13 protein-coding genes are annotated in these 13,457 nt (G+C 46.7%); 2 read left to right on the forward strand and 11 right to left on the reverse strand.

Annotated elements, in window-relative coordinates; all coding sequences use genetic code 11:
* Nucleotides 1-13 precede the first annotated feature (13 nt).
* The gene (locus G7035_RS04255; protein ID WP_019686187.1) at nt 14-937 is read left to right on the forward strand and encodes a hypothetical protein; all 924 of its coding nucleotides are present in this window, start codon (nt 14-16) and stop codon (nt 935-937) included.
* Between the two features lie 72 nt (nt 938-1,009).
* On the opposite strand, the gene G7035_RS04260 is transcribed toward G7035_RS04255, so the two are convergent.
* The 3 genes from G7035_RS04260 to G7035_RS04270 all read right to left on the reverse strand — a co-directional run bounded on the left by G7035_RS04260 (nt 1,010) and on the right by G7035_RS04270 (nt 3,292).
* A complete protein-coding gene (locus G7035_RS04260) occupies nt 1,010-1,801 on the reverse strand; it encodes a dioxygenase family protein (RefSeq protein ID WP_019686186.1) in 792 nt (263 codons plus the stop codon).
* A gap of 92 nt (nt 1,802-1,893) precedes the next feature.
* The gene (locus tag G7035_RS04265; protein WP_016819801.1) at nt 1,894-2,718 is read right to left on the reverse strand and encodes an alpha/beta hydrolase; all 825 of its coding nucleotides are present in this window, start codon (nt 2,716-2,718) and stop codon (nt 1,894-1,896) included.
* Between the two features lie 274 nt (nt 2,719-2,992).
* Nucleotides 2,993-3,292, reverse strand: coding sequence for a hypothetical protein (locus tag G7035_RS04270; protein WP_025364061.1), 300 nt, complete (start codon nt 3,290-3,292; stop codon nt 2,993-2,995).
* Between the two features lie 195 nt (nt 3,293-3,487).
* Between G7035_RS04270 and G7035_RS04275 the strand changes: the two genes are divergently transcribed.
* The gene (locus G7035_RS04275) at nt 3,488-3,919 is read left to right on the forward strand and encodes a hypothetical protein (protein ID WP_029514841.1); all 432 of its coding nucleotides are present in this window, start codon (nt 3,488-3,490) and stop codon (nt 3,917-3,919) included.
* Between the two features lie 162 nt (nt 3,920-4,081).
* Here the strand turns inward: G7035_RS04275 and G7035_RS04280 are convergent, their stop codons facing one another.
* From G7035_RS04280 to G7035_RS04315, 8 genes are all read right to left on the reverse strand, one after another.
* A complete protein-coding gene (locus tag G7035_RS04280) occupies nt 4,082-5,029 on the reverse strand; it encodes an ABC transporter substrate-binding protein (protein WP_017426197.1) in 948 nt (315 codons plus the stop codon).
* A gap of 128 nt (nt 5,030-5,157) precedes the next feature.
* Nucleotides 5,158-6,183 (reverse strand): FecCD family ABC transporter permease, encoded by a 1,026-nt coding sequence (locus tag G7035_RS04285; RefSeq protein WP_019686184.1) that lies wholly within the window; start codon nt 6,181-6,183, stop codon nt 5,158-5,160.
* Nucleotides 6,183-7,250, reverse strand: coding sequence for a FecCD family ABC transporter permease (locus G7035_RS04290; RefSeq protein ID WP_374984059.1), 1,068 nt, complete (start codon nt 7,248-7,250; stop codon nt 6,183-6,185). Before G7035_RS04290 ends, G7035_RS04285 begins: the two co-directional genes overlap by 1 nt.
* Nucleotides 7,251-7,467: 217 nt before the next feature.
* On the reverse strand, nt 7,468-8,442 hold the full coding sequence (abnA, locus tag G7035_RS04295; protein WP_016819796.1) for an arabinan endo-1,5-alpha-L-arabinosidase AbnA: 975 nt from the start codon (nt 8,440-8,442) through the stop codon (nt 7,468-7,470).
* Nucleotides 8,443-8,641: 199 nt separating this feature from the next.
* Nucleotides 8,642-9,928: a threonine ammonia-lyase IlvA gene (gene ilvA / locus G7035_RS04300; RefSeq protein WP_029514838.1), complete on the reverse strand. Its 1,287-nt coding sequence runs from the start codon at nt 9,926-9,928 to the stop codon at nt 8,642-8,644.
* Between the two features lie 332 nt (nt 9,929-10,260).
* A complete protein-coding gene (locus G7035_RS04305; RefSeq protein WP_016819794.1) occupies nt 10,261-11,100 on the reverse strand; it encodes a carbohydrate ABC transporter permease in 840 nt (279 codons plus the stop codon).
* A 3-nt stretch (nt 11,101-11,103) separates the two neighbouring features.
* The gene (locus G7035_RS04310; RefSeq protein ID WP_016819793.1) at nt 11,104-12,066 is read right to left on the reverse strand and encodes a carbohydrate ABC transporter permease; all 963 of its coding nucleotides are present in this window, start codon (nt 12,064-12,066) and stop codon (nt 11,104-11,106) included.
* 27 nt (nt 12,067-12,093) lie between these two features.
* Nucleotides 12,094-13,386: an ABC transporter substrate-binding protein gene (locus tag G7035_RS04315; RefSeq protein WP_016819792.1), complete on the reverse strand. Its 1,293-nt coding sequence runs from the start codon at nt 13,384-13,386 to the stop codon at nt 12,094-12,096.
* Nucleotides 13,387-13,457: the final 71 nt, after the last annotated feature.

The raw sequence follows: 13,457 nt of genomic DNA on the forward strand, positions 1-13,457 counted from the left end.
GGAGGGTTATATCATGAAAAAAATCACCAAAGCCTACCTCATGCTCGCAGCAGTAACTTTCACAGTACAGACGATCGGATTGGGATCTACGACATCAGCCAAAGCAGCGACATCTACTACAATATCTCTAGCAGAAGGTGTGCAACATATTTCGAAAACCTTCGAGCAGCTACTACGCCAACCAGGCAAGCTACCTCAGGCATTCACTTATTTACAAAAGCATATCCAATCCATTCCGGCCTCTCAAGCTACCATCCTAGCACTACACTTGGAAAATGCACAGAAACAGCAATTGGATTCATATGCACAGACCTTATATCCGACCTCTGTTCAAACTAAGATTAATCAAGTCTATAAACCCGGTGATTCGTTCACTAATGTAATCAGTCGGACAAACGATGCAAAACTGAAAAAATTACTCACTCAATCAAGAGATGCCGGCTACAAACTTGAAACCGCAGAAGGCATGTTTTACCCAGTCATCAACTATGAAAAATATAAAGTATTCGGAAATGACATTACCGCAGATATCCGCAGCTATATTGACATCATGGCAACGGAATCTGGACAGCCGGCTACCAAGGATGCGGCATTACACATCGGTTATCAACAGTTAGCCGGAAGGGTGCTGGCGCAAGAGTCATTTATAACCCAATATCCACATTCCAATCGTACACAGGCAGTCAAATCATTACATGATCTCTATTTCTTCTATACTTTTTATGGTACGAACAATACACCACTATTCGATGATGACACCGGGAAGATTCGCCCCAATGCCAAAAAAGGGTATCAGCTCGTCATTCAACGCAACAGGGATTCGAAGAGTACCTACATTCAAAAGCTGAAGGCATTTATGACACTACTAGATCAAAATGAAGATAAGCGAACTTCGCAAGTATCCACCTGGCTAAAAAAGAACGTGCCTGCTAATTAATCAAAGTAGCATACACCAAAAGAACTTCCAACCCCACACACCATGTGGTTTCGGAAGTTCTTTTTCTTACATTTACAGATTAGTTTCTTGACCAAAAACCCAACAATTCAGGCTTAATGAGCCAAGGACATACGACTGAAAAAGCTTACGCGCGGAGCGATCATGATCGGCAGCTCCCATCACGTAAAACAAAGGTGAAAAATGCTCTATTCCATACGAAGGAACCGCCTGCTTGGCATACGGAGCCTTCTTGTCATATTGGAACAGATGACGCAAATTCCAGTCTTGAAGCTGCTGTGCGATCCAGTCATCATATTGAACGGCCCAATCGGCTGGCTCACTCGTCTGCTCGAGTGTCCGCAAGTTGTGGACCAAACCTCCACTACCGAGGATCAAAATCCCTTGATCACGCAGTGGCGCCAGCATCCGTCCAATCTCGTATTGCTCCTGAGGATCGCGCCGTGAATCAATGGATAAGGGTACGACCGGTATGTCCGCATCAGGATATATATGCCGCAAAACCACCCATACTCCATGATCCAGTCCCCGGTTCCGAACCGGCTGGTGGAACAGGTTATGCTGACTGAACAGATGCCCTATCTCCTCATACAGCTTTGGATCGCCTGGTGCAGGGTAATCAAGAGTGTACATTTCTTCAGGAAAGCCGTAGAAATCGTGCAACGCTGCATGCTGATCATCCGCGCCGATACATTGATCGGGGCTATCCCAATGCGCGGAAAAAATGACAATTCCTTTGGGTCGGGGCAGGCTCGCGCCCAGCTTTGCAAGAAAACTGGTATATGCGTTATTTTCTACAGCCAGTGTCGGTGAACCATGCGCAACAAAAATTGAGGGTAATGTCATCGCTGCCAACCTCCACACGCCAGTATAGTGTTACTCTTTCATTTTACTCCGGCGGAGGCACAATTTCCAATACAAACCGTTACACCCTGAAATCAGATCATCCAATGCTGCCAATCCCGTTGAATATTTTCTTGTTCATCCAGCCATTCCAGTGTGCGGTCAATCAGCTGTTGCCGCTCTTTACCTGATGAGAAAGTGTGATCTCCCTGAAAAATAATCTCCTTATCACAGCGTCCTTCTGGACGCATCCAGAACACCTTTTGAAACAGAAACGCATAATCCACAGGAATGATATCATCCGAGGTGCCATGAATAACGAGCACATCACCGTTAAATTTAACGGCCTCCTGGAACGGTTGGAATTGAGCTAATGACTCAAAATAAGCTGGTGTGAACTTATAGCCCAGGTAGTCTGCATGACCGGTTTTAACAGATTCGTCGTATACGCTTCGCTCCGTAATTTTGACAATGTCGTTGAATGGATAGCCGACAGCTGACCAAAGGACCAGGTTCTGTACTCTCTTGTCCCGAACAGCTGTGAGAAGGGCAACTGCGCCCCCCAAACTGTGACCGATCAACGTCACCTTAGTCGGGTCAATGTCCGCGCAATTCACGGCGTAATCCAACACAGTGCGTGTCTGATTGATCATGGATTCGAGCCCCTGCTTGCCGTATTCACCAGTGCTTTCTCCACAACCGGCAAAATCAAAGCGCAGTACAAAATACCCCCCTTCAGCCAGTTCACGCGCAGTCTTGACAAATAATCGATCGACTCCGATTCGATTGCCCACAAAACCGTGGCAAATAACAACGAGTGGAACACGTCTTTGACGCTCTCCCTCATTTGTACGGTTTGGATAATGAATTGTAGCGGCCAGTTCCTCATTTTCAAAACGAATTCCAATTTGCCGTTCCATCCTGATTCCCCCTGTTTCAAGCTTCATTACAGCATTTCATCATTCAAGCTCATATAGTAACGTGGAATATCCATCCAGAATGTTCATTCACTTTAATTCCGATAAGTTTAATAAGTTTTATAGTAAAGTCAGTCTATCATCGCCCTGCTTCCTTGTCAACCTGTCAGTTCATACCGATATGGAAGTAAACAAATGGCGCTCCCCAATGCTTGCCGGAGAACGCCATACTACTCGCTTATTAGAGTGCAATCTCTACATTAAAGTAGACGACTTGTTATTCGTAGCTGTGCCTGAACATTTGGTGGGTTTCGACTCGTCCCTCCCACTCCAGTTTACAAGAGGCGCCGTTATTTTGATCCTCATGCCACAGGCTGCGGTAGCTCTGTTCACCCAGTTCACCTGCAAATTCTGTGTCCTCAGCCAATTCAGTATCGTCCAATATACGGTACGTTGGAGATGTCCCTTGAACGCTCCGGTGACTCACGTTTGCAAGCAAGGCTCCCCCACTGTTCCCGTTCGGAGCACCTGTCAGTCGTTTTTGGACCGAATAATCTGCCTGGTTCTCCAGTTCCATGATGCCACATCCTCTCAACGTTTTATATTCAGGTTGCTCCATGCGCTCACCCTGTATCCAGTTTGAGGAGAATGCGGCGGTAATATACATAATGGATAAGCCTTTTGCCATCCGGCGTTTCCTCACGTATACTGTCTTTGTTACAAAATGGCGATTCCATCAGCTTGGAATACGATCATAAAGCAGGAGGAAGCAATGAATAAAGCAAAAAATTATACGCTTATTGCATGGGTTGCCTTGTCCATGTTTTTCTTGACACAGGCGATTATCGGTTGGTTTATCACATTTACAGGCGGGGATATCAAACCTTTTGAAAAAATTAGCCTTTCCACCCTCATCATCATCGCCGCAGGTGCCATTCTGCTGGTTGAAGCACTGATGAATTTCATGGATCGTCCGGAAGAAGGCGAGGAGACACAACAACCAGACCATGCTCCCGTGAAACCCCAAATGAATTTCAAATCTATCTTGATGTATGTAGTACTGGTTGTTGTCATTCTTGTCGCCGGACTTGCGCTGCGCAGTGTGCTGCCGGTATTCAAAATCTCACCATGGATGAATTTAGTGCTGGCGGCTATTGGCTTTATTGGACTCAAACCGATTTTTTTGCGTAAAAAACATTCATAACCTCGCAATTCTCACAGTGCTGGAGCTGCCTCATAACGGAATCGTAGCAGCTCCTTTTTATTTGCAATCAGCCATCTCACTTGAAGCTTGGGATCGTCAGAAAAACCGTATCCCCACCTGCAAGAAGATGCATGGGAAATACGGCTTGCTGTACTTTAGCATTTATTTGGAAAATAGTTGTTCTGCATTATCCAATGCAATTTTGTGCCCCATCGCGGAATAGTCCAGCCAAGGCTGTCCGTCCAGCATGTAGACATGACCTTGCTTCACAGCCTTAAGTCCTTGCCATACTGTATTCCCCTCCAGCTGCTTGTATACCTTTTGCGCATCCGTACCTTTACTAATAATAACCAGGATGGCATCGGCATTATAATCCGGCAAAACCTCTTGGGATACAACCTGGTAGGCCTTGTTGATCTTTTCCACACCTTTGGCTGGCTTCAAGCCTAAGTCCTGATACAATAACGGTCCTACTGGACGCTTCATCCCCATGACACGAACTTCTTTCGCTGTGACACGTACAGCCATGACAGTCCCGTCTCCGATTTTGGAATGAATGAGCTTTTTGACCCGTTCCCTCTGTGTATCATAATCTTTCAGAAAAGTGTCTGCCTGTGCTTCATGTTTAACCATGGCAGCTATTTTTTTCAATTGATCTTTCCATGTACCTTCATCCAAATCAAAAACCTCGGTTGGTGCAATTTTTTCAAACTTGGCCACATCAGTTCCTGAATATTTTTTGTCGAGGAAGATATGATCAGGTTGAAGTTCCAGTACCGCTTCCATATCGGGGTCTGTGACAACTCCCAGCTTACGAGTATTTTGAAGACGATCTTTTACATGGGGCAGAAAATCCTTCACATCTCCACCAATAACTGAACCTGCTGGAGTAATGCCCAATGCCAGCAGATTATTCGTCAAATGAATAGACATTGAGGCAATACGCGAATCCGCACTAATGGTGGTTTGGGCACTATCGTCCGCTTTCGTATCGCTAGCCTGTTTGTCTGCTGCTTGTCCACAAGCGGACAGCATGATCATGCATGCCACAAGAGACAGGGCTACCCATGAACGTTTAAGCCCTGAACCCTCAAATCTATTTTTTCTCATGAATATTCTCTCCTATACTATGGAAGCTCTATTTTATAATGTTAAATCGTCAAAACTTCTACTTCGTTGTTGTTCCGCACGCTGCATCATGTGCAGCTTTAGATTTCATATGTAACCTAATCCTATTGTCATTTGGTTCGGGATAACAAGAATAAAAAATACGGAGCTCCTATCACAGCAACCACTACACCTGCTGGAATCGCATTCGACTGAAATACCGAACGACCAATCGTATCTGCTGTGACCAGAATAACGACCCCGACCAAAGCGGCTACTGGCAGCAAATGCTGATACATCGGTCCAACCAGACGGCGAGCCAGATGAGGCGCAATCAGCCCAATAAAACCGATGCCTCCGGCCATGGATACGCTGGCGCTCGATAGAGCCACTGCTGCGCCCAGCAGTATTAAGCGCTGGCGCTTCACACTTGTACCAATTCCAGCTGCGGTCTCATCACCCAGCGACAGATTATTCAGGCTACGTGTCTGAGATAGAACATAGGGCAATACAATGACAATCCACGGTAGTAAAGCCACTGCATGTATCCAGTCCCGTCCCCATACGCTGCCAGCCAACCAACGTGCGGTAAATGCGTACGTATCCTCATCCAGCCGCAACGACCAATACAGCGTTATGGCGCTGAGCCCTGAGGCTACACCGATACCGGACAGAATCAATCGCACAGGCACGATTCCTCTGCTGCCACTATAGGACAACATAACAATCAGTACCGCCGCAACGACACCTCCTGCAAAGGTAAACAAGGGAATGAACAAGGCTACTGATCCTTCCAGATCGCGAAAAAAGCTAACATACATCACCAGGCCCAACGCAGCCCCCGCATGAAGGCCCAGCACTCCCGGATCTGCGAGTGCGTTTCGCGATAAGCCCTGCATGACTGCCCCGGCTGCACCCAGTCCCGCTCCAGCCAGCACTGTTACAACAATCCGCGGCAGACGGTATTCAAACAGAACCATATGATCACGTCCGCTCCCGCCGCCAAACAGTGTATCCAGCACGCGTAGCGGTGGAATACGAATCGTTCCGGTATTCAAACCCAGCACAAGAACAGCAAAGCTGATTCCAGCCAATACGAAGCAAACGAGCCAAGCCTTGGTCGTTCTTGTATCCCCTGTCCCTAGAGAGCGACTCACTATAATTCCCTCCTTTCCTTACGAGCGAGAAAGAGGAAAAAAGGTACTCCGATAAAAGACACCATAATTCCAATAGCTAGCTCCTCCGGTGGATTCGCCATTCTCGCTCCCAAATCAGCCAGCACTAGCAGCACGGCTCCCAATATTGCAGACAATGGTACGATCTGGCGATAATCCACACCGATCAGCTTGCGAGCAATATGTGGAACGACCAAGCCTACAAAGCCGATGGCCCCGGCAGCCGATACGGATAGCCCAGCCAGGACCACCACAGTCAGCAACCCCAACAGCCGGATACGCCGGAGATTTAGTCCCAGGTTCAATGCTACCTCATCGCCCATTGAAATCAATGAAATGGAGCGTGCGAGCCCCATAGACCAAGCGATCACAATAAGCAAAATCGGCGCAAGAATCTTAAGCTGCGACCATTTGATTCCGGCAACACCACCCGCATACCAGAAGGCTAGATCCTGACTTAGATCAAAATAAATCGCAATTCCCGAAGTCATGGAACCTAACAAGGCTGCTGTCACAGCTCCAGACACCGTTAGTCTCATGGGTGTCAGTCCTCCCGGCGCGGATGCCCCCAGCCCGAATACCAGTAAGGTACTCATCAGTGCCCCCAGGAACGACAATATAATTAACGTCCCATAAGGTAGATCGGGGAAAAAAGCAAAACTCACTGCAACTACAAACATCGCTCCTGCGTTAATGCCCAGCACACCTGTATCCCCCAACGGATTGCGTGTAATGCCTTGTATCAGAGAGCCTGCAACCGCCAGGGCAGCCCCAATGATAGCTGCACCGAGTACACGCGGCAATCGCAGCTCATGAATGATCCTGTGTGTCATCAGCGAACGATCATAGTGGAATACTGCCGACCACACCGTGCTTACGGTCAGGTCTTTGGCTCCAAAAGAAATGGCAGCGAATATGGCCAAGGTCAACAATACAGCAGAAGCTGTAAACAACAACGCCTGCCGAATCCTACCCGCTCGGAGCACCGGACGGGCTACAGAGGCTACTTCAGGAGCGTTCCTCTCTGTCGAAGCTGTATGTTTGTCCATGCTGTCTTTAGACTGCATTCGGTGAGGTCACTCCCTCCATACCTGAAAGCCACCATGGCTCTCATTACGATAACGTCAATGATAATGATTATCAACTTGATACATAATAGCATGTTTCTATGACATTGCAAGCCAAAAACTGTTCCCCCATTAGGAGGAACAGTTTTTAGATATACCTATGTGAGATCGCTGTAAATGATTTCAAGTAATCCTCTATTTAATACGTAGGCCAGCCTGCGGAATCCCATTTCAAATCACTAATCAGCAGCTTTGGATTTCCGCCATCGGTGGCATCATAGGCATGACGCGCAATCACACTGTTGTTATAGACAGATTGTCCGCCCGGTCCCTTCCAGCGATCATTCCCCGCATCCAATATCGTTCCACCGCCGTCCATCATGCTTTTTCCGCTCTTGTCCACATATGGCCCAGTGATATTGGTGGAGCGACCATAAACGATTTTGTAATTACTGTTCACGCCTTTGCAGCAGTTATCAATGGAAGCAAACAGATAATAATAGCCATTGCGGTATGTAACATGCGGTGCTTCCAAACCACCAGCTGTACGTCTAGCAATAGAATAAATCTGACCCGTAGGCTTCATCGTATTTTTATCCAGTCGAGTCACTTTCAAGCCCGTATTCCATGAACCGAAGGAAAGCCACGGGTTACCGGAAGCGTCAATGACCAGATTCGGGTCAATCGCATTATAATCGTCAGAATCCGTTGTACGCAGCACCAGTCCATCATCTCTCCAGCTTCCTGCGCCAATGCTCGTTGCTGAAGTCAAGCCAATGGCCGAAGTACGAGACCCAAAAGTAGAAATGGAATAGTACACCCACACACGTCCATTGTACTTTTGAGCATCCGGTGCCCACACATCATTTGGGGTTTGTTTAGGTACATACGATTTCCACCATGATGGCGGCGACAAGAATATTTGCGGCAATCTGTAAAAATTACGGCCGTCATCTGATCTTTGAACCTGTATTCCCTGTCCTGTGGAGAAAATATACCATGCATTGCCTTCCTTCGTGATGGATGGATCATGTACTGCCACATCGCCTGTTAACGCCCAATGCTCGGCCGATGTGGACGGCACCACGGACAGCAACAAAGCAGCCGAAGTTACGGCAGCAAACGCTGTTCGGGCGAATTTACCCTGTACTGATTTTTTCCATGCTTTCAACATTCTTTCGCACCTCCGAATAAGTATCTTATAATGAGAAATTTGGTGATACGTCTATTACGTTAGTGTTTTCGCTTATGAAGTTACACATATATTAACCTATTAACTTCATTTTTGTAAACGCTTTATTTCAAATAAAAAGAAATTCATAAACTACGCATAACATTGCATATACAAAAAAAAAGAGCCCGTAGGCTCCTTGTTAGATTAGCATATTAAACAGATTCTCATTTTTGTTTAATTCCGTATATTGAATCCCTTTGCGATTCATCCGTTCAATTAAAGGAAGATAGTCCTCCTTGTGGAACAACTCAATGCCGACCAGCGCCGGGCCATTTTCCTTATCATTCTTTTTCGTATACTCAAACCTTGTGATGTCATCGTCTGGTCCAAGCACATCCTGAAGAAACTCACGCAGTGCCCCTGCTCTTTGCGGGAAATTAACCATGAAATAATGTTTTAGCCCTTCGTATATCAGGGAGCGTTCCTTAATCTCCTGCATACGATCAATATCGTTATTGCCACCACTGACGATACAGACTACTGTTTTGCCTTGAATCTGCTCACGATACAGATCAAGTGCTGCTACAGGCAGCGAGCCCGCAGGCTCCACAACAATCGCATTTTCATTATACAGCGCCAGAATCGCTGTACATGCCTTGCCCTCCGGTACCTTCACAATATCATCCAAGGTATGTTTACAAATGTCATACGTTAACTGACCCACTCGCTTCACCGCAGCACCGTCAACAAACTTGTCTATTTGCTCCAGTGTAACGACCTTGTTCAAACGCATCGCTTCCGTCATTGATGCTGCGCCCAGGGGCTCTACGCCGATTACTTTGGTGGTCGGACTCACAGTTTTAACATATGTGCTTACGCCTGCCGCCAAACCGCCGCCGCCAATCGTCACGAACATATAGTCCGCAGGTGTATCCAGACTCTCCATCACTTCCATCGCAATCGTACCATTACCCGCGATAATTTTCGGCTGATCGAACGGATGGATGAAGGTCATTCCCTGCTCGCTACACACCTTCATAGCCTCGTCATAAGCATCGTCAAATGTATCTCCGGTCAAAATAACCTCTACACTGTCTCCGCCAAAGCGACGTACCTGCTTCACCTTCTGATTAGGCGTTGTGCTCGGCATAAATATTTTACCGTGGATGCCGAGCGCGTTACATGAAAAAGCCACACCTTGTGCATGATTACCCGCACTCGCACACACGATCCCTTTTTCCATCTGCTCAGGAGTCAAGCTGCGGATCATGTTGTAAGCTCCACGGATTTTAAAGGACCGCACAACTTGGAGATCCTCTCGTTTCAGATACACATTACAGTTATATTTGGCCGATAGGACGGCATCCCTCTGTAAAGGTGTACGAACAATCACCTCACGCAGCATATGATGCGCCCGTACAATATCCTCCATGCCAACGGTTGACGCTGTGGCCGGCTCAGTTTTCTGGGTTTCTGTTGGTTCCATAGGTTCTCCACGCTCCGCCTGAATATTTCTGTATTGAGCATTTTGCATAAATCCCAAGAGCGATTTCAAATCAGTGATATATAGATCGAATCGGTTTAGTTCGTCTATATATTAAACTTTTGAGCGTTAGGAATCGAATTATGCAAAGTGCTATATTTGAAATCTTTCAAACATCATACCACGTTTACCTATAGCTTGTGCAGTTGATAGTCATGAAAATGAGAATGAAAATCATTGAGTTCATAAAAAAACAGGCCGAGACAATGCCCGGCCCGCCTTTCCTGACTCTATACATTTCTTGTATTCAGTCGACTCATTCAGCACCGCAATGATTATCCTTTCACCCCGCCTGCAGTCATCCCTTCAATAAAGTAACGCTGGAAGAACAGAAACACGACGAGAATCGGCAAAATAGCCAGGACTGAACCGGCAATCAGCACATCATAATTGTTGCCATATGGCGTCAGCAGACTGGACAGACCGATTGGCAGTGTCAGCATGTCGTTAGTACGCAATACGATCATCGGCCACAGGAAGTTATTCCAACTGTTCATAGCTTGTAAAATAGCCATTGCCGCAAAGGCAGGTGCCATCAGAGGCATCATAATCCGCACAAAAATACCATACTCTGAACAGCCGTCAACCCGTGCAGCATCCATAAAGTCCTTGGGTACCCCGCTTAAATATTGACGGAAGAAAAAGATCGGAATCGGTGCGACGACAAATGGCAAAATCACACCCCATACCGTATTGATCAGCTTCATACCGATCATGAGTTTGTAAAGTGGCAGCATAATAATTTCTACCGGGATCATCATCACGACCAACACCAGTGTAAAAATCACATTTTTCAGTCTAAAACGATACATCTCCAGGCCATACCCGACCATCGCGGACAATATCAGACATAACACCGTAAACAAGATAGTAATGACAAGACTATTCCAGTACCATTGAAAATAATCCGTCGTCCCCTGAAAGATGAACGCATAGTTTTTTAAGGACATGATGGCCCACTCCAGCTTGAGATTCAAGCCGTAGCGCAACAGCTCCGTTGATGGCTTGAATGAGGCAAGCGTCACGGCAAATAGCGGAAACAGGGCGAACCCGGCAAACAGAATGAACAGGACAACGAGAAATGCAGATAACGGGCCTTTTTGTTTCTGAGCCATCGCTTAATCCTCCTTCCGAAACATGCCAAAAAATTTGAGCTGGATCAGGTTCAGTACTAATGTGAATACGAGCAATACAATACCCACCGCTGCTCCAAAGCCCATGCTGTTCTGTTCCAGACCTTGGCGATAGAGATAGCCAACGATCGTCAATCCAATATCATTCGGAGAGTTGTTTCCGTTCCACAGCATATAGCTCTCGGTGAACATGGACAATCCGGCATAAATACTGATCGTAAATACGTAGATTGTCACGGGTTTTAGCATAGGAATCGTAATCCGCCAAAATGAATCAAAGCGGCTTGCCCCATCGATCTGAGCAGCTTCATACAACTCGGGAGGAATGTTCTGTAACCCCGACATGTAGTACAGCATGTTTACCCCCAGCCATCTCCATAAGGCCAGCACGATCAACGCTAAAAAGCCGGTGTTCGCATTCATTAGCCATTTGTAAGGCTCAAGACCGAATATCCCCAACAGGGAGTTCATCAGCGAGCCATCCAATTCCCCGAACATGAGTCGGAAGATTGTTCCTGCTACCACCACTGAGGTAAGTGCGGGTATGAACATTACGGAACGAAACAGCCCTCTACCCGGCATTTTAGGCGAATTTAGCAATACCGCCAGTACCAGTGGCAGAGGAATCAACACGACCAGTGTAAGCAGCGTGTACAGGACACTGTTCAATATTGCTTTTCCAAATGTAGGATTCATTAAATCCTTATAATTTTCCAGGCCAACATAAGTTGTTATCCCAGGCAAGACTTCCTGAAAGCTCATAATGACCGTCGAGATGACCGGATACGCAAAAAACAGCGCAAAGGACAGTAAAAATGGAAGGACAAATACATACGGTGCCGTACGACTGGAATGAATAAAGCGGCTCCATTGGCTTCTGGTCGGACGCTGAGTTTTTGGCGGCTGACCTGTCGGTACATTAGCGTTCGTATGAACGGGCGTTGCCATGAATCTCACTCCCTTTCCTGTTGGGGTCTATCTCAGTTCATCTGCTAGCTCATGCAGCACCGTGGCTGGATCTTCGCCACTCTGTAGTGTCCGATAAAGTATTTTATTACGTACAGCACTGGCGATGTCAGGCGTTTTCGGTCCAATATGCACCGCATTGATTTCATCTTTTACTTCGATCAGCGTATCAAAAATATTCGTTCCGAAATAATCCGTAAATTTATTTTTGGCTTTGGCTTCCGGCATAGTCCACACTTCACTGCGGATGGGATCAAACCCTAGTTGCTTCCAAATCTCCACATTCCCTTGCTTGGACAGCTTGGCAAAGGCTAGAAAACGCATCGCCAAATCCTGGTGCTTCGATTGGTTCGTGACTACCGTTCCGGTCCCGCCCATACCTGCTGAGCGATAGCCGCCTTTTTCCCACGCCGGCATCGGTCTAATGATGACTTTTCCTTTCAAGTCAGGCATGTAATCCGTAAAACGTCCCATATACCACATCGGCATCCACACTGAAGCGGCCCCGCCTTTGTTCATAAACCCGTAGTATTCCTCCATATGATGCCCGCCACCCGGTGCGGGAATAGCGATTTTGTCTTTTATCATCTGTTGGAGAAACTCAAGTGTTTTAATATTGGTTTCGTTATCCAGCGTCAACTCGCCCTTGTCATCCAAAAAATCTGAATTTTGCTGGGAGATCATCGGCCAGTAGCTCCACAGGTCATTGGTCTCCAAGGTCGCCATCGGCTTGCCCGTTTTGGCCAGCACTTGCTTGCCAGCAGCAGCGTAGTCTGCCCAGGTAACGATGGAATCCGGGTCTACCCCCGCCTGATCCATAATCTCTTTATTGTAATACATCACTTCGGCTCCAACGTGAAAGTCAATGCCGTAATACTTACCGTCTTTGCCGTAAATCTGTACTCTGGAAGGCACAATGTTATTGATCTCAGGGTCAATCACCGGATTGAGCGGGACCAATTGCGGTATTCCTTTGAGGAAATTACCAATTTTGTTGACCTCAATATCCGCGATATCTGGCGCTCCCACCCCTGATTGCAACGCAATCGAGAGCTTGCTGTGGTGGTTGTCATAAGGAAATGTATTCGCTTTCAAATTAATCAATTCATCAGGGTGCTGTTGGTTCCATTGGTCAGCCATTTGCAGAAAAAACTTCTCATGCAGTTCATTGAATGTCCATAATACAAGTTCTGTTCCCGGCCCATCCTTTTCATCAGTCTTGAAAGAACAACCTTGCAGCAGTCCAGCCATCAAAACCACCGCCATAAGCATCAAAGCCATGCTTTTTCTTCGCAGCAGCATATCCTTCCCCCTTCGCATGATGAAATCCTAATTCGTAAATGATTGCGCTTTCTTTTATTATTTAACATCAA

This window comes from Paenibacillus polymyxa, assembly GCF_015710975.1.
GTDB classification, from domain to species: Bacteria; Bacillota; Bacilli; order Paenibacillales; family Paenibacillaceae; genus Paenibacillus; species Paenibacillus polymyxa.